At 49.6% G+C, this 24649-nt stretch carries 22 protein-coding genes; 19 read left to right on the top strand and 3 right to left on the bottom strand.

Annotated features, from left to right (window positions below; all coding sequences use genetic code 11):
* Window positions 1-74 precede the first annotated feature (74 nt).
* Complete coding sequence (locus H70357_RS24390) at window positions 75-689, top strand: hypothetical protein (RefSeq protein ID WP_052092225.1); 615 nt, start codon at window positions 75-77, stop codon at window positions 687-689.
* Window positions 690-773: 84 nt separating this feature from the next.
* Here the strand turns inward: H70357_RS24390 and msrB are convergent, their stop codons facing one another.
* A complete protein-coding gene (gene msrB / locus H70357_RS24385; RefSeq protein WP_038594999.1) occupies window positions 774-1760 on the bottom strand; it encodes a peptide-methionine (R)-S-oxide reductase MsrB in 987 nt (328 codons plus the stop codon).
* Window positions 1761-1930: 170 nt separating this feature from the next.
* The gene (locus H70357_RS24380; RefSeq protein ID WP_038594997.1) at window positions 1931-2539 is read right to left on the bottom strand and encodes a TVP38/TMEM64 family protein; all 609 of its coding nucleotides are present in this window, start codon (window positions 2537-2539) and stop codon (window positions 1931-1933) included.
* A 135-nt stretch (window positions 2540-2674) separates the two neighbouring features.
* Between H70357_RS24380 and H70357_RS24375 the strand changes: the two genes are divergently transcribed.
* The 11 genes from H70357_RS24375 (at window position 2675) to H70357_RS24325 (ending at window position 12936) form a co-directional block, all read left to right on the top strand.
* On the top strand, window positions 2675-3610 hold the full coding sequence (locus H70357_RS24375) for a Gfo/Idh/MocA family protein (protein ID WP_038594995.1): 936 nt from the start codon (window positions 2675-2677) through the stop codon (window positions 3608-3610).
* A gap of 24 nt (window positions 3611-3634) precedes the next feature.
* Window positions 3635-3958 (top strand): protein YxiS, encoded by a 324-nt coding sequence (locus tag H70357_RS24370; protein WP_038594993.1) that lies wholly within the window; start codon window positions 3635-3637, stop codon window positions 3956-3958.
* Window positions 3959-4083: 125 nt separating this feature from the next.
* Window positions 4084-4401 (top strand): winged helix-turn-helix transcriptional regulator, encoded by a 318-nt coding sequence (locus H70357_RS24365; protein WP_038594991.1) that lies wholly within the window; start codon window positions 4084-4086, stop codon window positions 4399-4401.
* Window positions 4402-4833: 432 nt separating this feature from the next.
* Window positions 4834-5556, top strand: coding sequence for a hypothetical protein (locus tag H70357_RS24360; RefSeq protein ID WP_038594989.1), 723 nt, complete (start codon window positions 4834-4836; stop codon window positions 5554-5556).
* A gap of 59 nt (window positions 5557-5615) precedes the next feature.
* The gene (locus H70357_RS34515; RefSeq protein WP_197073613.1) at window positions 5616-6707 is read left to right on the top strand and encodes a MerR family transcriptional regulator; all 1092 of its coding nucleotides are present in this window, start codon (window positions 5616-5618) and stop codon (window positions 6705-6707) included.
* A gap of 194 nt (window positions 6708-6901) precedes the next feature.
* Window positions 6902-7570: an iron-sulfur cluster repair di-iron protein gene (gene ric / locus H70357_RS24350; RefSeq protein ID WP_038600352.1), complete on the top strand. Its 669-nt coding sequence runs from the start codon at window positions 6902-6904 to the stop codon at window positions 7568-7570.
* 197 nt (window positions 7571-7767) lie between these two features.
* Window positions 7768-8466 carry a hypothetical protein gene (locus H70357_RS24345; RefSeq protein ID WP_038594987.1) on the top strand — a complete coding sequence of 233 codons (699 nt, stop codon included), beginning with the start codon at window positions 7768-7770 and terminating at the stop codon, window positions 8464-8466.
* Window positions 8467-8692: 226 nt separating this feature from the next.
* Window positions 8693-11119, top strand: a complete 2427-nt coding sequence (gene nirB / locus H70357_RS24340; protein ID WP_038594985.1) for a nitrite reductase large subunit NirB — start codon at window positions 8693-8695, stop codon at window positions 11117-11119.
* Window positions 11120-11144: 25 nt separating this feature from the next.
* Window positions 11145-11486: a nitrite reductase small subunit NirD gene (nirD, locus tag H70357_RS24335; protein ID WP_038594983.1), complete on the top strand. Its 342-nt coding sequence runs from the start codon at window positions 11145-11147 to the stop codon at window positions 11484-11486.
* A 29-nt stretch (window positions 11487-11515) separates the two neighbouring features.
* Window positions 11516-12307: a formate/nitrite transporter family protein gene (locus H70357_RS24330; protein WP_038594981.1), complete on the top strand. Its 792-nt coding sequence runs from the start codon at window positions 11516-11518 to the stop codon at window positions 12305-12307.
* A 140-nt stretch (window positions 12308-12447) separates the two neighbouring features.
* Complete coding sequence (locus H70357_RS24325; protein ID WP_038594979.1) at window positions 12448-12936, top strand: NUDIX hydrolase; 489 nt, start codon at window positions 12448-12450, stop codon at window positions 12934-12936.
* A 150-nt stretch (window positions 12937-13086) separates the two neighbouring features.
* Here the strand turns inward: H70357_RS24325 and H70357_RS24320 are convergent, their stop codons facing one another.
* On the bottom strand, window positions 13087-13806 hold the full coding sequence (locus tag H70357_RS24320; RefSeq protein ID WP_379140765.1) for a Crp/Fnr family transcriptional regulator: 720 nt from the start codon (window positions 13804-13806) through the stop codon (window positions 13087-13089).
* Between the two features lie 350 nt (window positions 13807-14156).
* Here H70357_RS24320 and H70357_RS24315 point away from each other — a divergent pair, with 350 nt between their 5' ends.
* The 7 genes from H70357_RS24315 (at window position 14157) to H70357_RS24285 (ending at window position 24649) form a co-directional block, all read left to right on the top strand.
* Window positions 14157-16463: a glycoside hydrolase family 65 protein gene (locus H70357_RS24315; protein ID WP_038594977.1), complete on the top strand. Its 2307-nt coding sequence runs from the start codon at window positions 14157-14159 to the stop codon at window positions 16461-16463.
* A complete protein-coding gene (locus H70357_RS24310; protein WP_063848055.1) occupies window positions 16460-18790 on the top strand; it encodes a glycosyl hydrolase family 65 domain-containing protein in 2331 nt (776 codons plus the stop codon). The genes H70357_RS24315 and H70357_RS24310 overlap by 4 nt, the downstream gene beginning before the upstream one ends.
* Window positions 18791-19420, top strand: coding sequence for a beta-phosphoglucomutase (gene pgmB / locus H70357_RS24305; protein ID WP_038594975.1), 630 nt, complete (start codon window positions 18791-18793; stop codon window positions 19418-19420).
* Window positions 19421-19504: 84 nt separating this feature from the next.
* Complete coding sequence (locus H70357_RS24300) at window positions 19505-20308, top strand: alpha/beta hydrolase (protein ID WP_038600343.1); 804 nt, start codon at window positions 19505-19507, stop codon at window positions 20306-20308.
* 170 nt (window positions 20309-20478) lie between these two features.
* Window positions 20479-22272 (top strand): cache domain-containing sensor histidine kinase, encoded by a 1794-nt coding sequence (locus H70357_RS24295; RefSeq protein ID WP_038594973.1) that lies wholly within the window; start codon window positions 20479-20481, stop codon window positions 22270-22272.
* 16 nt (window positions 22273-22288) lie between these two features.
* Complete coding sequence (locus H70357_RS24290) at window positions 22289-23611, top strand: response regulator (protein ID WP_038594971.1); 1323 nt, start codon at window positions 22289-22291, stop codon at window positions 23609-23611.
* Window positions 23612-23725: 114 nt separating this feature from the next.
* Window positions 23726-24649, top strand: coding sequence for a carbohydrate ABC transporter permease (locus H70357_RS24285; RefSeq protein WP_038594970.1), 924 nt, complete (start codon window positions 23726-23728; stop codon window positions 24647-24649).

The raw sequence follows: 24649 nt of genomic DNA, 5'->3' as shown, positions 1-24649 counted from the left end.
TTTCCCTAATAGATGAGAAGCAAAGATGGCGCGCCAGCTTCTACTAACTAATATGTATAGGGAGATGGATAAGAATGAACAGACACGGAGCAGTTAGAACAATTACCAATGCAGCCAGCTACACAGGGGTAACAACAAAGCTTATTCTGCCGACAACGATTAATCCGGTAAACGGCTACGTCGACTGGTACTTGGGCATCGGAGATGCCTCCATTGAAGCGGGGATTTCCTACTCTTACCTCGGGTTCAAAGTGTTTCTTGGAGCCTCCTACGGAGGAACCAGCACGTACTATGATTCCCAAGTTGTATCGAGTCTTGCCAAAGGCCAGACGGTTGACCTTAAGCTCACTTATGATCATTCCACGCGTCAAGCCACCTTGTATCTGAATGGTGCGGCGCTCCCTTGGACCGACCACAAGGATGTCGGCAATGCGTCGAAGGCGCTGGGGACGTATAACAAAGTGAAAATGATACACGGTGTGGAGGATCAAGGCGCCAGCTCGTACAGCCAGGCCAGCTTCTCTCAAACCCAGCTGCGTACGGACACAGCCGGGGCAAATTACACCCCTTGGACCAGCAGCCTCTCAACAACACAAAAGGTTGCTGTAGGCAGTGGTGATCCGACCAGTGCGAATAAATTCTCAGTGATTAATTTTGCACCACTTATTACGAAGCTTGACCCTGCATAAGCAAATACAAAAAAAAGAAACTCTGTAATCAGAGTTTCTTTTTTTTGTATGGGTTAGATGTTTAGAATTCCTGTTCGTTATGAATCAGGCATGCTGGAAGAGCACACGGTACTCTCCATAGCCTTCCTTCTCCAGATCTTCTTTCGGCACAAAACGCAGGGCAGCCGAATTGATGCAGTACCGCAGGCCATTTTCACCGGGACCGTCGTTGAACACATGACCAAGGTGGGAATCGGCAGTTTTGCTGCGCACTTCCGTGCGGATCATCAAGTGGCTGAGATCGGTTTTCTCCTTGACCGAATAGTCGCGGATTGGCCGGGTAAAGCTGGGCCACCCGCAATCGGAATCGAATTTATCATGGGAACTGAAAAGCGGCTCACCGGATACGATATCTACGTATATACCGTCTCCATGATGATCCCAGAATTCGTTGCGGAAAGGCGATTCCGTAGCGTTGTTCTGCGTCACTTCGTATTGCAGCGGCGTCAAACGTTCCTTCAGACTGTTCTTATCCTCCTGATGTGTCCAGTGATTCTCGATAAAAGCATCCCGGCCGGAGCCCTTGCGGTAACGCTTGTAATGTCCGGGATTCTTGTGATGATAACCCTGGTGGTACTCTTCGGCAGGGTAAAACGTTTTAGCCGGCAGGATTGGAGTTACAATTGGCCCCGAGAAACGTCCGCTGGCCTGTAGCGCAGCCTTGGAAGCTTCTGCCTGCTGGCGCTGCTCCTCCGAATGGGTGAATATCGCCGTGCCGTAGGAAGTTCCGCGGTCATAGAATTGTCCTCCGGCATCTGTAGGGTCTATCTGTTGCCAGAACAGCTCCAGCAGCTTGCTGTATGGGAAAATATCCGGGTTAAAAGTAATCTGTACCGCTTCAACATGCCCGGTCGTTTCTGAGCACACTTCTTCATAGGTCGGATTGACCGTATGCCCGCCCGTATAACCGGAGAGGATCTCGACAATACCCGGCAGCTCCTCAAAAGGAGATACCATGCACCAGAAACAGCCTCCCGCAAAAGTCGCTTTTTCTGTTTTGGTGCCTATATGGTTAGACTGAACATCACTCATAAATATCCCTCCATTCATAGAATGCAATTAAATAGATCACAATTCAATTTAATTATAAAGCAAATTAGATCACTCTGCCAGCAGATGCCATTCGTGTGGCAGAATGCTTGTAAGCAACATCCTCATAGCTGCCGGGACTCTCACTGCTACATGTGTGCTCAGTTGACTCTTTATTCCAAGGAACGGCGGGGCCGGAGGGACCATACGGCCAGTGCGATTACGGCGACATAGATCAGAATAGCTATAACAGCGCTTTTCGGATGAAGGAACAGCTGTCCTCCAAGAAAGGCGTACAGCAATATGCCGGGGATTTTGCCTAGGCCGGTAGCGGCGAGATAACTCCAGAAGTGCAGTCCGGATACACCGGCGTAGATGTTCACCGCCATTTGCGGAATTACCGGAGTCAGACGGGCAAGCACGATGGAAGCAAAGGGGCGCCGCTGTACGGCAGACGAGAATTTCTCAAGCAGTGGTATAGAGGCTAAGTATGTACCCGCCCTGTCTTGAAATATATATTTTACGATGCCGTACACTACCGCGGCAGCTATAGTGGTCGCTAACCAGCAGATGGCTGCGCCGGCTACACTTCCGTAGGCATATCCGAATAAAGCGATGACAGCCTTATAGGGTATGACAGGAAAAAAGGCCAGCAATGTGGCCGCGCCGATCGACAGGAGGAGATTGTGATCCTCCCGCAGCCAGCCCAGGATTTCATTTCTATAGATAAACACAAGGATTACACCCGCAACATACAGCAAAGCCATCAGCCATTTTCTCATTCTACTATTCCCTTTCTTCCGTTCATTCATCTCATCATACTGAAAAAAAAGTAATTAATGAAGCAAAGATCATTTGTCGAATGAGCTTGTCACTGTATAATACATCTAAGAATGACAGAAGAGGGAGATGCTACGATGAATAACACTGCACGTAAAAGAGTGGCGATGGTCGGCATCGGGGATATCGCCCGTAAAGTCTATTTGCCGCTGCTCTCCCGTCATGACCAGGCCGAGGTAGTTGGAGTGCTAAGCCATTCTCCGGCTACGGTTCAGGGAGCGGTCGGTATGTACCGCTTGCCCAAAGGCACCACCGATCTAAATGAGCTGCTGTCCTGGGATCTTGATGCGGTCTTCGTGCACAGTCCCACGCCTACTCATTATGAGATTGTGACCCAGTGTCTGGAGCACGGATTATCAGTGTATGTAGATAAGCCGCTGTCTTATGAGCTGGAACAATCCCGGCGGATGGCGGAGCTGGCCGATGACAAAGGACTGCTTCTGGCTGTAGGCTTCAACCGCCGGTATGCCCCGATGTATATGGCAGCCAAGGCCTGGCTAACTAAAGCCGGCGGTATCAGCCATTGTCAGGCGGTCAAACACCGCGCGAAGCTGCAATCCGGCAGCAGCCGTGAAACTGTGCATGATGATCTGATTCATATGCTGGACCTGCTGCTCTGGCTCTGCGGCGGGGATTATGAGCTGCTTCACAGCAGTCTTAAGTCCGATCGGGAAGGCAGGCTGCTTCAATCCTCCGGAATGTTGTCCTGGACCAGCGGGGAGAGCGGAATGTACAGCATGGTCAGGGATGCCGGAGCTGACCTTGAGAAGCTGGAGCTGCACGGAAACGGCAGATCAGTAGAAGTGGTGGACATGGAGAAGGTTACGTTATTCGAGAAGGGTTCCCTGCCACGCAACCAAAGCTTCGGAAGCTGGGATACGATTCTGGAGCGGAGAGGCTTCAGCGGCGTGGTCAGTCATTTTTTGAACAATATTCATACCCCGGAGCAATGCGGCATCGCAGCTTCCGCCGTTCTGCCCAGCCATGTGCTGGCAGCGAAGCTTGCCGAATGACAGAAGAGCAGAAAGGAGCACACTATGGACGAGTACAGCAAATCAATGGAAGAGCAGATTATCGAAAGCTACAAACGGGATGAGGAAATGATGATTCTCGTATTTGCCCAATGGTGTGTGAACAACAAATTAGACCCGCATATGCTGTATCTGCAGGCTTACCCGCAGCAGGAGGGCAATGCCGCGCTCAGCAGGGCACTGGCGCTGACTGTACCCGAGGAGGAAGCAGGCTTTATCTCCGATGATACGGTTCTAGGAGTGTTGTCCCTCTATAGCAACGATGATCTGGCTTACGTGGTAACCGAGGCGATTGCACAGCGAAAGCCGCCGCAAGGCACCATGGATTGACATCAGGGATATAATAAGGTAGGCTAATGAACTTTTTTTTGGTAAACGATGTTCATTACGCTATAAATGTGGTAAAATTATATATACTAACTAATTGTAAGTTTCACAAGTGAGAGGTGAGAACAATGGAAGAACATCAGCTGACGATGTGCCCAAGATTCGAAACGGCCTTCTCTTTCTTAGGCAAACGTTGGAATGGGCTGATTATCCAGACATTGATGAGTGGACCGAAGCGTTTTAAGGATATTTCCGGCCTGATTCCATCAATGAGCGATAAGATGCTGTCCGAACGAATGAAGGATCTGGAATGTGAGGGTATTCTGGTAAGGCATGTGTATCCGGAAACTCCGGTGCGCATCGAGTACGAATTAACCACTAAGGGCCGCGCACTTGAGCCGGTTATGCAGCAAATTCAGTCCTGGGCAGAGAGCTGGGTCGAGTAGCCCGCGCTTCAGCGTCCTATTGATCGCCTCTTTTCCGCTTCATGGAAAAGGGGCTTTTTCAAATTTATTCAAATTTTTTCAAATAAAACTTGCACAATCAACCGCAGGATATAATATAATAGAAAAAACTGTTGCCGGACGTGTGCGGGCGTTACCAAATATATGAATGTGCTTTCGAAGTAGTTTTGTCGTAGTGGACTCGATAGAAGTAACGCTAACAAAACTAAGTGTATGCTTTCGAAGTAGTTTTGTCGTAGTGGACTCGATAGAAGTAACGCTAACAAAACTAAGTGTATGCTTTCGAAGTAGTTTTGTCGTAGTGGACTCGATAGAAGTAACGCTAACAAAACTAAGTGTATGCTTTCGAAGTAAGTTTTGTCGTAGTGGACTCGATAGAAGTAACGCTAACAAAACTTTTAGGAGGCGAGGAAGATGAAAACCACCTTGTTTTCCCGGGAAATAACATATGGAAAAGACGATGTTGCCGAGCTGGAGACCGCCTCAATTAAAGTTCAGCTCATTTACGACAAGACGTTGTTTATGCTGCACGGACATCTTCCCGGCTCGTTATGGGATGCGTGGATTGGAGTGCCCTACGAAATCATATCTTCCTTATACAAGGGAGATAACGATAGCGGGAGCGTGTTTCAGAAATGGATCCAGAGCCCGGCCGGCTGGAAATGCATCGGCTGTGAACGGCATTGCCTGGAACCATCGGCAGTCCCGGACAATCTCAGCTCCAGCCAGCAGCGCAGGTTCACCTTCCATAATGGCATCCGGCAGAGCATGGTGCTGCAGGCTGTAATATGGTCGCTGTATGAGAATACGGTGCTGCTTCAGCCATACTTGGGCGAAGAAGCCTTTCTGGATGGCGATGATCTCGATACGATTTCCACGTATTTCGTACCGACCTATATGAATAATCTAAGGCTGGCCGAGATTGGCAAACCCAGCAAAGAATATAAAGAAAAGAACATAAGGGTGTATCAGGAATGGATCGCAGCTCCCGATCTTGTACTGCAGTGGAATGGCGGCCTGACTGAGGGGCGATGGATGACAGGAGTCTATGTAGACCATTCCCGCTTCGCTGGTCTGGGACCTTATTTGAAGGATTCTGAGGGTAAACGGACGTATATGCAGGCTACGGTTCGATAGCGAAGCTTGATAACAAGAAGGATGGTAAGAATATAAAAAATAAACCAGTGGGAATGTCTATGACAACAGCGCGTGCCGGCACAATCGGTGCGCGCTGTTTTGAGTTGGGCTTGAAATCGCTGAGAGTAATAAGTACGGACAATCTGAACTATGGCTGTGAAAATAAGTTATTGACTGTTCCCTTGGGTATTAGCTTATTTTATTACAAGGAGGTGTTATTGATGAAAATAAGTGCGATTATGGATATTACGGGCCTTACCAAAAAAGCAATAAACTATTATGAGGAAGAAGGGTTACTAAGCCCTCATGTTAATCCTGAAAACAATTATCGGGAGTATTCGCAAAATGATGCCGGTGTATTGGTGCAAATATCTGTTTTGAGACAATTTGATGTACCTCTAAAGGATATCAAAACCATGATATCGAACCCTCAAAGGTTAAAAGATTGTTTAGAACAACACTTAGTAAGACTTGACAATGAGATCAAAAGACTTGAAAAAAGCAAAAATGTGCTTCGATCCAGCCTGAGCAGTTTCGATTCTGATGAGATTGGACTTCTGCAATTAACACAACAACTATCGGTGCTGAATAAAACTCTTGAGCTGGATGAGCGTAGCAGAGAGGGTTTTATGAAAAAGCAGATTGAGCGTATTTTTCCAGGGAACTTTGGGAAGATGTTGATCATGCAATACAGTTCTTTCTTAAATGAACCTATAGATACGCCGGAAAAAGAGGAAGCGTGGATTTCCATAGTTAAATTCTTAGATGAAGTCGAAGTGATAAAATATCCACAGGAAATAGTCGACATGTATGAAAAGCTGACAATTAAAGATGTTGAAAAGTATGAAAAACATATTAATGACTATATCGAGAAACGGCTTACCATAACAGACGAGGGACTTGTAAACGAAAGAGAGAAAATTTCTGATTATATTCACCGATTAAAACACGATCCTGATATGCAGGCAGAATATATAAGATTGACAAATCTATCCGAAGGGATGAGGGGATTGATGAATGAAATTGGATATTATGATAAGTTTGTTAAAAATCTAAAAATTCTAAGCAAAGCGTTTTGTGCTTATAATGAAAAAGTGGAAGAGCTTTCGGAATTTTCAAAGTTATCAAATATTACATTTGACGTTCAATAAAATTTTATATATTCAGTGCGTTCAATCACTAGCTTGAGCTTCTCTGGGCGTTAAGGTGGAAGGGTAACAGAAACCAATAACGTAAGGGAGGGGCCATTATGACGGCCAATCAATTCAATAATACAATTACAGGAACACGGGACAATGCGGGAAGCGATTCTGCGGCAGCGCCTATCCAGTTTACCGGAGCGGACATGGTCAGAGATATTGTACTGCAATTCCCGAAGGCGGCAGATTATTTCAAGGGACAGCGGATCGACTTCTGCTGCGGGGGGGCAAAGCCGCTGGCCGAAGTGGCAGCTGAGAAAGGGATTGACCCGGAGACACTGCTTGCAGATCTGCATAAGCTGCTGAAAGAGCATCCTGTGCTTGATGTAGACACTGCATGGAATGAGGCATCTTCCGCTGAGCTGGTTGAGTATATTGTGAACAAGCATCACCGCTACTTGCGCGAAGAGCTGCCCCTGATCAGTCAGAATGTAACCAAGGTATTCCGCGTCCATGGCGAGGATTCTCTGCATCTGGGCGAAGTTTACCGGTTGTTTAACCTCCTGCGGGAAGATTTGCTGCAGCATACAGCGAAGGAGGAGGAATCCGAATTCCCTAAGATGCTGGCCTACTCCGAGAATCCGAGCGAAGAAGGATTGGCCGAGCTGCGCGGGCTGTTGCATACGCTGGAAGAAGAGCATGACGGAGCCGGTGAGATTTTGCGGGAGCTCCGCAGAGTTACGAACGACTTCACTCCGCCAGAGCATGCCTGCACAACCTACCGCCTGACCTATGCCCGCCTGGAGGAGTTAGAGGGAATGACCTTCGAGCATGTGCATCTGGAGAATAATATCTTGTTCCTGCGTTATCAGTAAAATAGAGCATGCTGTTCTCAAAGTCCCTGCGGGGACTTTTTTTCTTCTGCACCGTTTCGCTGCCTGATTAACGCCCGAAATTTATCGTTTGAGAACAAAGCTAGTTTGCGTTATTCTTAAAAGATAGTATACATAATGACTAAAGACCTGAGAAAATGATTGAGGTTATGATCGGGCGGAAGAGGGCGGTGCCGGGAATGTCCACGAAATTTCTGTGGCGTTTATGGTTAGGATTAATTATCATTGCGACGCTAGGCGGATGCTCGTCATTTGGTTCAGATGCGAACGGAAACAATGCCGCAGCCGGGGCTGCAGGCCCTGCTTTTTCACTAATGGCCGGTGATAATGAGCTGGCAGGGAACTCGGGGAGACAGCTTAGCGAAGCATACAAGCCAGGAATAACGCTTATAGAGCTGCTGAAGAGTAGCGGTGTCGTTACTTTTGCCGAAGACGGATTTAGCATACTGGCAGTCAATAAAATTTTTCTTGCCCCGGACATGATCTGGCAGATTCAGCTTGGCGGCAAAATCATAACCGATTGGAATAGTCCAGTCTCGCGGGAGCAGGCGATTGTTATTACTGCGAAGCCGGCAGCCGGAGATGCCCCGCTTCTGCCCATTATTCTTACAGTGAACGGCGGGAGTGAGCAGCCTGAACTGACACATTCACATATTTTATCTTATAGCGAGGACTTGTCTGTCAGGGGTCTGCTGAAGAGTAGCGGAATCGTTCAGTTGGCGGAAGACAACAAGACGGTAATCACGGTCATGGGGTACACGCCGCTCACCAGTGAAGACTGGAAGCTGAAAGTGAACGACAAGACGCTGCTTGACAGCGGAATTGATATGAAGCTCAGACCTCAAGATGTACTCGAGATTTCACTGGTTCTCCGGTAAGATGATAAGTAGCATAGCCAGATTTCCTTAATGCAAGCGGTAGCATAAGGGAAGCTGGCTATTTTTCTTTCAGCAAAAAACCTTACATACGCTGGCATAAAAATATGTGAAAAGATTCACATTTATTGTGATTTGAATCACAAATGCTCTTCAAATTTAAAACGTATAATTTTGTTATCAGATATGTATATGAAGAAATCCAGAAGCATTAAGGAGGGTCTTAACAGTGACCGTGGAGAGAGAAAAGTTAGTTTTGATAGGGAATGGTATGGCTGGCGTAGGCACTATCGAACAGATCCTTAAGCTTGGCGGCGCTTATGATATTACGATCTTTGGAAGCGAGCCTCATCCCAACTACAACCGGATAATGCTGTCCTATGTCCTCGAAGGAAGCAAGAGCATTGAGGATATCATTCTGAACGACCGGCAGTGGTACGAGGATAACAATATTACTCTGCATACTGGAACCACTGTTGTCCGGATTGATGAAGCCTCCCGTCAGATCGTTACAGATAATGGAATGTCGGTTCCTTACGATAAAGTTATTATTGCAACAGGTTCAAATTCATTCATTCTGCCGGTACCGGGCAGCACAAAGGATGGAGTTGTAGGCTTCCGCGACATTGCGGATTGCGACGCCATGCTGGCTGCAGCACAGCAATACCGCACAGCGGCTGTGATTGGCGGTGGACTGCTTGGTCTTGAAGCAGCCAAAGGACTTGTGAACCTCGGTATGGATGTTACCGTCGTGCATTTGCTGGAGGATTTGATGGAGCGTCAGCTTGACCATACTGCTTCATCCATGCTTCAAGCTGAACTTGAACGCCAGGGTGTGAAGTTTGCCATGGGCAAACAGACGGTTGAGCTGACCGGGGAGGAACGGGTAAACGGCCTGCGTTTCAGCGATGGAACCGAGCTGCAATCAGATTTTGTAGTGATGGCGGTCGGAATCAAACCGAATGTCCAACTGGCCAAAGACAGCGGCATCACGGTGAACCGCGGAATTGTCGTGAACGATTATCTCCAGACCTCGATGGCGAATGTCTATTCTGTAGGAGAATGTACAGAGCACCGCGGCACCTGCTACGGGCTGGTAGCTCCACTGTTCGAGCAGGGGATGGTGCTGGCGAAGCATTTGTGCGGCGCCTCCACCCAACCGTATGAAGGTTCTGTCGTAGCCACCAAGCTGAAGATCTCGGGGGTGGATGTCTTCTCTGCCGGTGATTTCACTGAAACAGCGGAGCATACCGTCATTTCGGCTAAAGATGAATGGAAGAGAACCTATAAGAAGATTCTGCTCAGAAACAATATTATTGTCGGTGCAGTTCTGTTCGGCGATGTGACTGAATCCGCAAGTCTGCAGAAGCTGGTCAAGCAGGGCACCGAAATGACCGACGAAATTTATGGCGAAGTAATGGGCACGGGCTGCTGCGGCGGAGGCAGTGCGAAAAAAGGCTTGTCAGTCGAAACGATGGCTGATGAGGAGATTGTCTGCGGCTGCAACGGCGTGACCAAGAAGGCGATCGTTGATGCCGTTACGGAGAACGGTTTTACCACGGTAGACGAAATTAAAGCCTGCACCGGAGCTACCCGCTCCTGCGGTGGCTGCAAGCCGGTTGTCGAGCAGATTCTGCAGTTTGTTCTCGGTGACAGCTTCCAGGAAAGTGCGAAGCAGGGGATTTGCGGATGCACCACCTTGAGCCGCGATGAGATTGTAGCAGAGATTACCGCTAAAGGCTTGAAAACGACCAAAGAGGTTATGAATGTGCTGGGCTGGAAACAAGCGGAAGGCTGCTCCAAATGTCGTCCGGCTGTGAACTATTATCTTGGCATGATCTACCCGGATACCCATGAGGATGAGAAGGAATCGCGGTTCGTCAATGAACGGATGAGTGCGAACATCCAGAAAGATGGTACCTTTACCGTTATTCCACGGATGTACGGCGGGGTAACTACACCGGAAGACCTGAGACGAATTGCCGATGTTTCCTTGAAATATAACGTAAAGGTTGTAAAAGTGACCGGTGGTCAGCGTCTGGATCTGGTCGGTATCCAAAAAGAGGATGTGCCTAAAGTATGGGAAGAGCTGGATATGCCTTCCGGTTATGGCTATGCGAAATCGCTTCGTACGGTCAAAACTTGTGTAGGTTCGCAGTTCTGCCGCTTCGGGACACAGGATTCCATGGGTATGGGAGCTTTTATTGAACGTAAATATGAACGCCTTGATTTGCCGGCCAAATTCAAAATAGCAGTCAACGGCTGCCCGCGCAACTGTGCGGAATCCTGCACGAAGGATATCGGCATCGTCGGCAACGACGGCGGCTGGGAAGTGTTCATTGGCGGCAACGGCGGGATCAAACCACGGATAGCCGATGCCTTCTGCAAGGTGAAAACCGATGATGAGCTGATCGAAATCTGCTCCGCCGTGATTCAGTACTACCGTGAAACCGGGAACTACCTGGAAAGAACCTCGGAGTGGGTCGAACGCATGGGACTGGAAAATATCCAGAACGTGATTCTGAACAATGAGGACAACCGTAAGGAGCTGGCTGCACGGATTGATTTTGCCCTGGCTCAGGTAACTGATCCTTGGAAAAAAATGCTGAATGACGACAGCACCCGCACCGCGCTGTTTGAGAAGGCAAGAGTCTAATCATAACCCAAAAGGAGAGAGAACAATGGATAGCGCAAAACAAGAATACGCCGTAGGACCGGTACAGAGTTTCCTGCCGCAAATTGGACGTGTTGTAACAGCCGGGAATCTGGAGCTGGCCATATTCCGCACCTCGGACGGAGCTTTCTATGCCGTAGAGAACAGCAGCCCTCATCCCAAGGGTGGACCTCTCGCTGAGGGAATCGTATCAGGACATTATTTGTACGATCCGCTGTATGACTGGAAGATTGACCTTCGCAGCGGCGAGGTTCAGGCACCGGACCACGGTACAGTAGCAACCTTTCCCGTTTCTCTGGACGGAGATATCGTGAAAGTCAGCCTGCAACAGGCAGTTTTTCAAAGCTAAATTAAGATGAGGAATGGCGGGGTGGAGAGATGTTTACGCAAAGTGTCGAGAACATCGTAGAAACAGCAGTAGGCAAACGCGACAAAATGAACGAGAGTCTGCCGAGGTATTTTCTGGCTGCATTATTGGCCGGGGCTTACGTTGGGATCGGAATCATTCTTATTTTCTCACTCGGCGCACCGCTAGCGGCGGCCAAATCCCCTTTTCAGCCGCTTGTGATGGGCACCTCCTTCGGGATTGCACTGACACTGGTCGTATTTGCCGGATCTGAGCTGTTTACCGGGAACAATATGTTTTTTACCGTAAGTACGCTTGCCGGAAGAACCAGTGTCTGGGATACGGTAAAAAACTGGATTATTGTATTTGTCGGCAATGTTGCCGGTGCGGTCATTCTGGCGCTGCTGATTCAAGGAACGGGTCTGTTCAAGGCAGCTCCTGCTGAGCATCTGATCTTTACCGCTGCCGCCAAAAAAATGACACTGCCCTTCTCGGAGCTGTTCTTCCGCGGTATCCTCTGTAACTGGCTGGTCTGTCTGGCCTTGTGGATGTCCTCGCGTGCGAAAAGTGAGGCGGCGAAGCTGGTGCTGATCTGGTGGTGTCTGTTCGCCTTTATCGCCAGCGGATATGAGCACAGTGTGGCTAACATGACACTGCTAAGCGTAGCCGTACTGCTGCCGAACCATCCGGAGACCATCAGCATTGCCGGCTGGCTGCATAACATGATTCCTGTTACCCTGGGCAATATCATCGGTGGCGGTGTGTTTGTAGGTATGGCCTATTGGCTGATTTCACCGGTGCGTGCTGCCCGAGGCAAACGTTAATGTAACGATAAGTTTTGAATAGCAAGCAACTATAACTGTCTTGTGGGTCATAGCCCGCAGGACAGTTTTTTTGTTAAACTGTATCTGCACGGGGACTTTACATTAAGTCAAATAGTTGTTTTTACAGGGAGAGATCTGCGATGAAGAGCTTCAATCATTTTGGGGTCTATGGAATTTGTGAGCGTGAGGGCAGGCTGCTGGTCATACATAAAGGAAGAGGGGCTTATACCGGAAGATATGATCTTCCCGGGGGAAGGCTGGAGGAGAATGAATCGCTGGCTGATGGCTTGGTCAGAGAATTTATGGAGGAAACCGGGTTGTCTGTCAAAGTGAGAGACAGTCTGGGCACCTTTGATTTTTTTGTGCGGTATCAGGAGAATGACTTTACACATATGCATCACATCGCAGCGCTGTACACTGTGGATATCACGGACCCTCAACATGCTGTTACTATCGGCGTATTCGCGGAGCAGGATTCACTGGGTATGGAGTGGGTGGATCTGGCAGCCATTACGCTGGATTCGGCTTCACCGGTGGCGGTACTTGCAGCGGGTTGGCTAAGCGGAGGCAGCTTATCTCCAGAGGCTGGATATTATGCGGAATGGGAGATGAAAAGAGGCTCCATGTAGTACAGCTTCACAATGGAGCTTTGTCTCAAGGCAATATAAACGAAAAAAAGACGCCCGCAAGGCGTCTCAGACCACTCTATCTTTATTGTGAAGAAAATTTGGGCCCTATATGTTTCATTGAGGAGAATAGAGGGTATTATTACAAGGATATTAAATACGGCAAATTTCGTTCGGACATAATTCACAGTGGCAGATTTCCTGCAGCATGCCAAGATCTTTAATTACGATCATGCCGTTTTCGTATTCCACAGCGTCTTTCTTGCGAAGGTCGCTTAGCATCCGGTTGACACTCTCACGGGTAGCACCGATCATGTTGGACAGATCCGTATGCGTGATTTTTTTGTTGATCAGAATGTTGTCGCCGTTCTTCTCGCCGTAAGTGTTGCCAAGACGGATCAGCGTCGAACAAAGTGCGCCAGGTTTGCCGTACATCATCAAATCACGGAATTTCGTCTGGGTGAGACGGTGGTGGATGCCCATCCATTTCATAAAGTCAATGGCGAAATCACAGTGCTGGCAGATCAGAATCTCCAGATCCTTCTGCTCAATCACACCAACCTCGCTCTCCTCAATCACTTCTGCGGTGAAGCTGTGCTTCGTGCTGAAGAAAGGGTCTGCTTGACCTACCATATCACCAGCCTGATACATATAAAGAATAAGTTCCTTACCCTCGTCAGTAGATTTGGTCAGTTTAACACGTCCACGTTTGATATAAAACAATTTATCCGAGTAGTCGCCTTCCCAAAACAAGTGAGATCCTTCAGGGACCATGCGTTCTTTCATTGTGACAAGAAGTCTGTTGAAGTTCTGTTCGGAGAAACAGTTTGTATTCCCGTGGGCTTCGATAACATTATAATGTTCCTTGATCATAATCGACATCCCCTTTATTCCCTCAGTTTTTCAGTAAATTTTAAATTAATTATACCTTGAAATCCCTCATTATGGGTAAAAATTTTCGCCAAAAAGTGTCGAATTTTTAACATTGTGATAATTTTCACTTCAAACGTGTGAGATTTAATATGCTTTTCAGGGCTGCTCAACTTCATTGATCATATCCTAAACTGCAGGATTCCTTCAACTCCGTAAAAATGCACATAACTCCATTACAGGCAGACATTGGCCAAGATTCTCCGGAAAGATACTCTTGAAGTGAGCGTCCGGCGTATCCTCTGAGCACAGGGGGACGTGTGGATACAACTCGGGAGAAGGAGAAATCAGACATGGCAAAAGTGGCGGATAAATATTTAAAGGTCGATCCATGGGCGATCATTGAAGAGGGGTTTGATCCGGAAAGGAACCGTACCTCGGAATCGATTTTTTCACTGGGCAATGAGTATTTGGGTGTGCGTGGTTATGCAGATGAAGGTTATAGCGGTGATTCACTGCCTGGCAGCTATTTTAATGGTCTGAACGAGCAGCAGGAGATTGGTAATCACTATAAGGGTATCATTCGTTCCTTGCGCTACATGGTAAATGCAGTGGACTGGCTGCACACCCGAATTACTGTGGACGGAGAAGTCCTGGATCTTGCAAAAAGCAAGGTTTCGGAGTTCAGCCGCAGACTGGATTTTCAGAGCGGGACGTATTGCCGTGAATTCATCTGGCATCTGGAGTGCGGGAAGAATCTAAAAGTAACATTCACCCGGCTGGTCAGCATGACCCTGTCCCATCTGGGGCTGCAGCAGGTTGCCTTTCAGCCGCTGAATTTCTCGGGGACCGCAGAAGTGTGCACAGGGCTTGATTTTAACATGATTCATGAGGAACGCGGGAAGAGCATGTGGAAAAGCCTGCGCAGCGGGGGGGAAGACGGCGTCACTGCGATTATGGCGGAAACGCTGACTACCAGCAATAAGCTGTTTAGCAGCTTTGTCCTGCACTCTTCGCAGGTGCTGAATACTGCACGGGTAGAACGGGATCGATTTATTGGCCAGCAGTTCACACTGGAGCTGACCCAGGGGAAAGCCGTGCATTACACGAAGCTTGCCGTCAATTGCACGGATAGTGACTCCTCACGGAGCGAAGATAGTCTGTGGGCAGAAGGAATGGAGCTTGCGGTTGCGGCAGGCAGACTAGACGAGCAAGCAGTATTCTCCGAACAAAAGACCTACTGGAGCGGCATCTGGCAGACCAGCGATATCCGCATCGAAGGTGATCCTGAGAACCAGCAGGGCATCCGCTTCTGTATCTTCCAGCTCTACCAGACGTATCACGGTGACCATCCCGGCTTCAATATCGGTGCCAAAGGCTTAACAGGCGAGGCTTACCGTGGTCTTGCCTTCTGGGATACCGAGTCCTACTGCCTGCCGTTCTATATGTTCAATAATCCCAAGGCCGCCAAAAGCCTGCTCGAATTCCGCTATAAAACGCTGCCGGAAGCGATGCTGCGCGCCAAAGACGTGGACTGCGAGGGAGCCTGTTATCCGATCGCCACGATTGACGGGACGGAGAGCTGCGACCTGTGGCAGCATTCTAATCTGCAGCTTCATGTTGGCACTGCTGTTTCCTACGGCATCTGGCATTATGTGAAGAATACGGGCGACCGAACCTTCCTGTACAGCAAAGGCGCAGAAATGCTGATCCAGATCAGCCGCTTTTATGCTACACGAGGGCAATGGGGACAGCGGAGCGGAGAATACGGCTATTTCGGTGTCATGGGTCCTGATGAGTTTCAATTGATGGTGAACAATAACTGCTATATCAACCTGATGGCCCAAAAATTGTTCGAATACACGCTGGCAACGGTCGCTGAAATGAAAGAGCAGGTACCTGATACGTTCGCCGGGGTGATGTCCAAGACGGGATTGCGTGACGAAGAATTAGCGGACTGGAGCCTTAAAGCGCAGCATATGCGGATTCCGCTGGACCCGAACAGCGGGATCTATGAGGAGCATGACGGATTTTTCGATATGCCGCATATTGATATTCATTCCATACCTGTCACGGATTTTCCGCTTTATGCGAATTGGTCCTATGACCGTCTCTACCGTTACGACATGATCAAACAGCCTGATGTGCTGATGTTCATGTTCCTGTACAGCGGGCAGTACTCCAGAGAAGCCAAGGTAGCGAACTATGAATATTACGAACCCAGATGTATCCATGAGTCTTCACTCTCTCCGTCGATCCATTCCATTCTGGCCAGTGAAATCGGTAAACATGAGGAGGCTTATACCTTCTTTGAATTTGCCACCCGGCTTGATCTGGATAATTATAACCGCAACACCCGGGAAGGCCTGCACACCACTTCAATTGCTGCCGCATGGATGAATATTGTATACGGCTTTGGCGGCATGCGCTCTGATGGCGATTGTCTAAGCTTCCAGCCTTCGCTTCCGCAGCGCTGGACCTCTTACAGCTTCCAGGTGATGTATGAGGGAGTGCTGCTGCGCATCGAGGTCACGAAGGACACGGTGAGCTTTAAAGCTGTGGATGGCGGAAGTACAGAGATTGTCGTCTATGGACAACAGCTGAAGGTGGATACTGCCGGCACAGCGATTCCGCTGGGTGAAGGGATGTTGGCCGGATGAGCTGGACAGTAGCAGAGCATGACTTCGACAAAAGCAGGGTGACGACGAACGGAAACAAATATATGACCGGCAACGGCTATATGGGTTACCGCGGTACGCTGGAGGAATTCACCAAGGAGCAGCTAACAGCTGTAACTCTGGCCGGATTGTACGACAAATCCGGCGAGCAATGGCGAGAGCCGGTGAACGCTCCAAACGGTCTGTTCACCAAGCTGAGCTGCAATGGCCAGCCGCTTGGAGTTCTGGAGGCTGATCCGCTGTTTCATTGTCAGGAGCTGGACTTCCGTAACGCTGTCCATCGGCGGGAGACTGAATACGGGTTCCGCGGCGGCAAGCTGACCTTCACGGCCGAACGGTTTGTCAGCATGGATCAGCTGCATTTGCTGGCAGGCAGGCTGACCCTGCACAGCACAGCAGATTGCCGTCTCTATATTGAGACCGGCATCGACGGAGAGGTGTGGGATATTAATGGCCCACATCTCACGGAGAGAAAAGAACAGTTCAAGGCAGGGACAGCCCTCTCCACTGCCATAACCGGTGAGCTGAAACTGCCGGTAGCTGTCGCGGAAAGGGCAACCTTCACCTTTGATGTTCAGGAAACCGCCGGGGAAGGTGCCATGCGTGTGATCTCTTTTGACGCGAAGGCGGGAGAAACCTACGAATGGTTCAAATATGTCGCGGTTTATACCGGGCTTGATAACGCTGGGGATCCGGCAGCGGCAGCGGAGCAGGAGGTCCTGACCGCGGAAAAGGCAGGCTACGAAGAGCTGCTCAAGGCTCACTGCGCGGTTTGGGAGGAGCGGTGGTCACGCTGCGATTGCCGGATTGAAGGTGATGAGGCGGCCCAGTTTGCGCTGAGGTACAGCATTTATCAGCTGCTGATTATTGCACCCGCCGAATCGGAGAAGGTTTCGATTCCGGCGCGGGGGTTATCCGGGCAAGTGTATAAAGGTGCCGTGTTCTGGGACACGGAAATGTTCATGCTGCCTTTTTTTCTGCACAGCGATCCCCGGATTGCCCGCAATCTGATGATGTACCGCATCCATACACTGGATGGAGCGCGCCGCAAGGCAGCGGAATACGGATTTCTTGGCGCTTTTTATGCCTGGGAAAGCCAGGACAGCGGAGACGATGCCTGTACATTATTTAATGTAAATGATGTATTTACCGGCCGTCCGATGCGGACTTACTTCCGTGACAAGCAGGTGCATATCAGCGCGGATGTGGTGCACGGGATCTGGCAATACGTAACGTTTACCGGTGATGACAGTCTGCTGGTGGACGGTGGGGCAGAAGTGATCTGGGAATGTGCCCGCTTCTTCTATTCTTATGCCTACTATAACCCGGTCAAAAAACGGTATGAGATCCTCGATGTTACCGGCCCGGACGAATATCATGAGCGGGTGAACAACAACGCTTTTACAAATGCGCTGGTGAAGGAGACACTGGAAATCGCCCTGCGGGTTGTGCAGTTGCTGCAGGACAAATATCCCGGGCATTACCCGGGACTTGCAGCATTGTTTGCGGATGGACCTTTCGTGGCGGAATTTAACGAGATGCTGGAGCATTTTTATGTTCCACAGCCTGATCCGGAGAATCTTGTGATTGAGCAGTTCGACCGTTATTTCAAATTGGAAGAGGTGACACTTTCCGAGCTGAAATCCCGGGTCATCAACAAAAATGAATATTGGGGCGGCGGCAGCGGGCTGGCCACTACCACGACTATTCTGAAACAGGCTGATGTTGTGCTGATGCTGAATCTGTTCAAAGCTTCCTTCTCTAAGGAAGTGAAACAGGCAAACTGGGAATTCTATGAGCCGCGCACCGAGCATGGCTCCAGCCTCAGCCCCTGTATCTACGCATTGGTGGCCGCGGACATCGGCTCGCCTGATTGGGGATATCCGTATTTCATGCGTACAGCCACGGTTGATCTCACCGGGGAGTCGAAGCAATATGTCGGTGACCTCTACATCGGGGGAACCCATCCGGCCGCGAACGGCGGCGCCTGGATGGCAGCAGTACTCGGCTTTGCAGGGGTACAGTTTGACGGTGAAGTGCTGCGCCTAAATCCGGCGCTGCCGGGACCGTGGCAATCTGTGGAATTGCCTGTGATTCTGCGAGGCGGCCTCTTCAGACTGCGGATCAGCCGAAATGATGTGGCAGTCACTGCGGCTGCGGATAACCGCGAGCCATTGGCTATCAGCGCATTTGGCGGCGGGTGCGTGTCATGTCTGCCGGGTGCCAAGCTCCGTCTCTTGAATAGCGCAGCTGCCAGTGAGCAGGAGAGGAACGGGCAAGGAAAGTTCATTAGAGAGGAAAGAAAATAAATGCTGGAACATATGAAAGGCGCAATCTTTGATCTCGACGGTGTGATTGTGGATACAGCTAAATATCACTTTTTGGCCTGGCGTTCACTTGCCGAAGAGCTTGGCTTCGTGTTTACAGAAGAACACAATGAACAGCTTAAGGGGGTAAGCCGGACGAGATCGCTGGACATCCTGCTGGAAATCGGCGGCATGGAATTCAGTGAAGCGGAGAAGCTTGCCATGGCAGACAAGAAAAACCGCCTGTATGTAGAGTACATCTCCGGTCTGAATGAATCTGCACTGCTGCCCGGCGTTAAGGAATACTTGAACAGCCTGAGGGCGCGTGGTGTAGCCATTGCTCTCGGTTCAGCCAGCAAAAATGCCGCGTTCATTCTGGATAAGCTGAACATTGCCGGATTGTTTGATGCGGTTGTTGACGGCAACAAGGTAACCCTTGCCAAGCCGGACCCGGAAGTATTTCAAACCGCCTGCAAGGAGCTTGGTTTGCAGCCCGGCGAGTGTGTGGTGTTCGAGGATGCAGAGGCTGGCGTTGCAGCAGGCAAAGCGGCAGGGATGCTGGTTGTCGGTATCGGTAAACCGGAGGTGCTGAAGGAAGCCGATCTGGTGGTTACCGGATTGCATGAACTGTAAGGCCTTGATAGACTAATGATAGAAGAGGATAAATTATCCTCCGTCTCATTATTCTATTATAGAAGGAAAGTATGAGGGATGCAGATGGAAACGTTGTTGTTATGGCCGGAGGGAGCTCCGGGAGCTCTGGGAAGTAGCGATGAGGATAGTCCGGCGATTACGCCGTATCTGGTAGAAGGAAAGCACAATGCTGCGGTATTGATATGCCCGGGTGGCGGCTACGGCATGCGGGCATATCATGAAGGGGAGCCGATAGCCGAGTGGCTGAATACACTGGGAATCTCAGCCTTTGTACTGCGCTATCGTGTGGCGCCATATCAATATCCAAGCGCGCTGCAAGACGCCCAAAGAGCGCTGCGCACAATCCGCTTCCGTGCTGGCGAATACGGAATTGATCCCGGTAAACTTGGAATCCTGGGCTTCTCTGCCGGCGGGCATCTCGCTTCGACCACTGGAGTCTCGTTTGACCGGGAAAATGCCGGGGCGGCCGAACCGCTGGACCGTCAGTCCAGCCGCCCGGACTTTATGATCCTGTGTTACCCGGTGATCACCCTGTACGCCGCGGCAGCCCATCAAGGCTCCAGAGCCAATCTGCTCGGGGAGACTCCGGAGGAGGAGCTGGTCAAGCTGCTCAGCAGTGAGCTGCAAGTAACAGCGGACACTCCGCCGACCTTCCTCTGGCACACCTCAGATGACGGTTCAGTACCTGTAGCGAACAGCCTGCTGTTCGCCGCCGAATTAGAACGTCATCATATTCCGTTCGATCTGCATGTATACGCGCACGGGAGACATGGGCTCGGCCTGGCGGATGAAGAACCTCATACCCGCACTTGGACAGAGGCATGCGCTTCCTGGCTGCAACTGAACGGCTATGCCAAACAGCGCTAATATTTAGCTATAAGTAAATGTGAGGGAACTTTAGGGAACTGTCCTGTGACAGTTCCTTTTTTGCCTGCACACCGGAGTAATTGCATACAAATACCCATAATAAACTTTAAAATAAACATATGTAAGCGCTTATTCATTTGATATATTATTGAAACTGGAGGTGTATCCAGATGTTGTCAGCACTTATGAAGCCGTTCGTCAGGCTGAACGTTAAGCAGCAGCTGATCCTGCTGTTTCTGATTATGGTCTCACCTATACTGATCCTGAACAGCTACGGAAATTACAAGGCGGAGGAGATTCTGAAGCGGCATGTCACCAATGCTTATGTAGAGCTGAATAAACAGAATTTTGCAATCATTAACAGGGACATTGATACAGTAAACAAAATCACTACGACGGTCATCCAGAACCCGATCCTGCAGCAGCTGAATATGCAAGGGGATGATACGGTATTGGAGCGGGTCGAACGTTATGAAACGATTGAAAAGCTCCTGGGGAGCTATTCACAGGGAGCCGAACACGGCGACGGAATCTTCTACTCTCTCTATGTGTACGATCCGGATAACTATTACTTTTTCGCACCCAACTTCCCGCAGGTGAAGAAAGCAGGCGTTTATTTTTTCTCCACAGGGGAGGAGCCGTATTGGTTCGATCAGGTGGTGCATGAGAAGGGCCGGGGGTATCTCATGTTTACAGAAAGACTCAGTCCGCAGGCGGAAAATATGAAGACACTTACCTACGTCAGAGCGGTCAATAACATTTACAGGGGATCAGGGACGATAGGTGTGCTGGTGGTGACCAAGATGGAATCCAAGATCGGCGAATCACTTAAATCCATCTCTCTGCCTGACGGAGAAATTTACTTAACGGATATGAGCAACCGTGTGCTGGCGTCCACTACAAATTCCACCGGTGAAGTGATTAAGCTGCCGGAGGGGGCAGAGAGCGGGGATCCCGAAGGGACGCGGGATGTGATTACAGATGATTTCATTTATGTTGTGAACAATAATCATATGCTGGGGCAGAAGCTGGTTTATAAGGTTCCGGTAAAAGCGCTGCTGCAGCAGCAGAATGAAATGAAGCAGGTCATTCAATACATAACGGTCGCCTATGCGCTATTCGGGATTATCATCATCACCTATTTTTGGCGCTCCCTAATGACACCGCTGCAGAAGCTGGCCTTTTTCGTCCGGAAATTTGAACCGGGGAACCGTGTGCCCGAAACGCCCAGAAGAGGGACCAACGACGAAGTCAGCGTCCTGATCTCCTCGACCTATGATATGGCCCGCAGGTTAAACGGCTTGATTATGTATAAATACCAAATGGAGCTGAAACAGAAAGAATCCCAGCTGCAGCTGCTTTATCAGCAGATCAACCCGCATTTGTTGTATAACACGCTGGAGAGCATCTACTGGAAAAGCTCGCTGGAAGGTAACGTGGAATCGGCGGAAATGATCAAGGAACTATCCAAGCTGATGAAAATCAGCCTGAGCCGGGGCAGGGAACTGATTACGCTGGAAGAAGAACTGGAGCATGCCAGTGCCTATATCAAACTGCAGCAGCACCGCTATGATTATGTTTTTGCTGTCATCTGGAGAATAGAGCCGGACACGAAAAGCAATCTGATTCCCAAGATCACTTTGCAGCCATTGATTGAGAACGCCATCATACACGGTGTCAAAAACATGGATGAGGACGGAGAGATTATCATCAGCGCAAGCGCGCAGGATGACGTCATCCAAATCACAATTGAAGACAACGGATATAAACAGGTCGACTATGAGGCGATTAGGCAGGTGCTGAACGATGAGAGTCCGAACCCTGCCAGCGGCTATGGCATCCGCAATATTAATCAACGCGTGCATTTGCATTTTGGTCCTGATTATGGAATCAGTTATGCGCCGCGCCGGGAGGGCGGGACGGTAGTGACCGTCAAGCTTCCGAAGTCGGAGAATCAGGAATAGAAAGGGGAATCTGCATATGTTCAATATTTTGGTTGTGGACGATGAACCGCTCATTTGCAAAGGGCTTAGCAGCCTGCTTGCTTCCTCAGGGCTGGATATCGGCCATATCTATACCGCGAGCAGCGGTTTTGAGGCGCTGGATTGCGTCCGCATGGAAGAGATTGATCTGCTTGTTACCGATATCCAGATGGGAGCGATGAGCGGCATTGAACTGATGCAGCATGCGAAGCTGGCGAAACCCTGGGTGCAGACCATCGTCATTTCCGCTCATGAAACCTTTCAATATGCTCAAATGGCCGTAAGGCTGGGAGCTAAGGATTATTTGATTAAACCGCTGAACAGTGAGCAGTTTCTTGACTCGGTACGCAATGTGCTGCTCAAGATGGATAAGCCATCACCGGAGCTGGCGACTTTAATGAGCGGCATCGGCGAAAGCTTCCGGCTTGAGGAGCCGCTTCCGGCATACAGTCAGCTATTAAATGCGCTGCTTGCTGATCCGGGCATTGTGTTAGGCGATGAGGAAGGGATGCGCAAGCTGGATGAACTGCAGCTGAAGGGGCCTTATTTCTCGGTAATCAAGCTCAAGCTCCCGGGAGTAGGACTGGGCAAGAAGTACAATGCCCGCGATAGCGGCTTGCTGCGTTACGGTGTGCTTAACATCGCCAAAGAGCTGCTGGATCAGGAGTGGAACTCCATTGCTTTTTATTCTCCCGGGGAAGAAATTACCGTTATCATCCAGTGGGATGAGAAAAGCTACGAGGAATCGGCGGCAGGCCAGGTGGGCAGGCTGGATATGCTCGGCCGCAGTCTGCATTTTAATATCCATAAATACCTGCATCTGAACGTGGTGATCGGGATCAGTCAGATTCTCAAGGGATTGTCGTTCATGGAGGTGCTGAACCGTCAGGCTTCCAAGGCTATTCTGTGGAACAAGGAACATAACGATCATTATGTGTTCTACTACGGAGATTTCAATTGGAACAATTATACCGCCGACCCCTCTGCAGAGGAGCTGCATACACGCAGCAATCTGATCGTGCAGAAGGCCAAGGAATATATCGACGAGAACTACGCCCAGAAGGGCTTGACCATTCACGAGGTAGCCAAAAAAAATCATGTCAGCCCCAATTATTTAAGCTATCTGTTCAAAAAAAATACGGGCCATAACCTGTGGGAATATGTTATTAAGCTGCGGATGGAGGACAGCCGGGAGATGATTCTGCATACGGACCTGCGCCGTTATGAGATTGCCGAGCGGGTCGGCTACGAATCACCGGAGCATTTCAGCAAGATTTTCAAAAAATATTATGGAATCAGCCCCAGTGAATTGAAGAAGTAAGAACGCTCACTACTTCGGTAGATATAGACATGTTCAGCCTCCCCCGCCTTTCCTACAATTAAGGTAGGAAGCACTTTGTCAAAGTGCTGAAGACGAAAGGAATGAGGGAGCAAGATGAACCAGACCGCTGCGTTACACGAGGAGCTGCCGGCGAAGCTCGAGAACAAACCGTACAAACAGAATCGCTGGAAAAAAAACTTTTGGGGCTATATGTTCCTTCTGCCAGCAATCATCATCTTTATCATGTTTATGTGGGTGCCTATTTTTAAAGGTTTTCTGTACAGCTTCTATACTGTAGATTTCGTTAAAGGCAATACCTTTGTCGGCATGGACAATTATGCGAGAGCCCTCACGGACCCCGATGTTCTGATTGCCGTCAAAAATACAGTCTACTATATGGGACTCTGTCTGGTTATAGGCTTTTGGGTACCGATCGCTTTTGCTATCGCTATCTCGGAACTGAGAAAATTCGGCGGTTTTGTACGCGTTGCGGCTTATCTGCCTTATGTTATGCCGGCCGTAGTGCTCTATGGGCTGTGGAGATGGCTGTATGACCCCGTAGGCCCGATCAATGCCTTGCTGGGCACGATGGGTGCAGACCAGATCCCGTTTCTGACGGACAGCAGGTGGTCGATGATCTCACTGGTGTTCATGGAAACCTGGCAGCAGTTCGGCTCCGGGATGCTGATTTATCTGGCAGCCGTGCTCAGTATTCCACGCGACTGGTATGAAGCTGCGGAAATTGACGGTGCCGGTGTCTGGGCCCGTATCCGCCATATCACACTTCCTTCACTGCGTAATCTGATTATTCTGATGCTGATCCTGCAGGTCATCGCGACTTCCCAGGGATACCAATCACAGCTGGCATTGCTTGACGGCGGACCCAATAAGACGACGCTGACCTATGCTCTGCTAATTGTGAAGTATGCATTTACCAGACTGGATTATGGAACCGCGACTGCACTGGGCATGCTGATGTTTGTTGTCCTCGGCGGTTTGGGCATTTTACAGTTCAAGCTGAACAAGGAGGACAATTAA

Source organism: Paenibacillus sp. FSL H7-0357, assembly GCF_000758525.1.
In the GTDB taxonomy this organism is placed as follows: domain Bacteria; phylum Bacillota; class Bacilli; order Paenibacillales; family Paenibacillaceae; genus Paenibacillus_AQ.
This window is presented reverse-complemented; position numbering and strand designations above follow the sequence as displayed.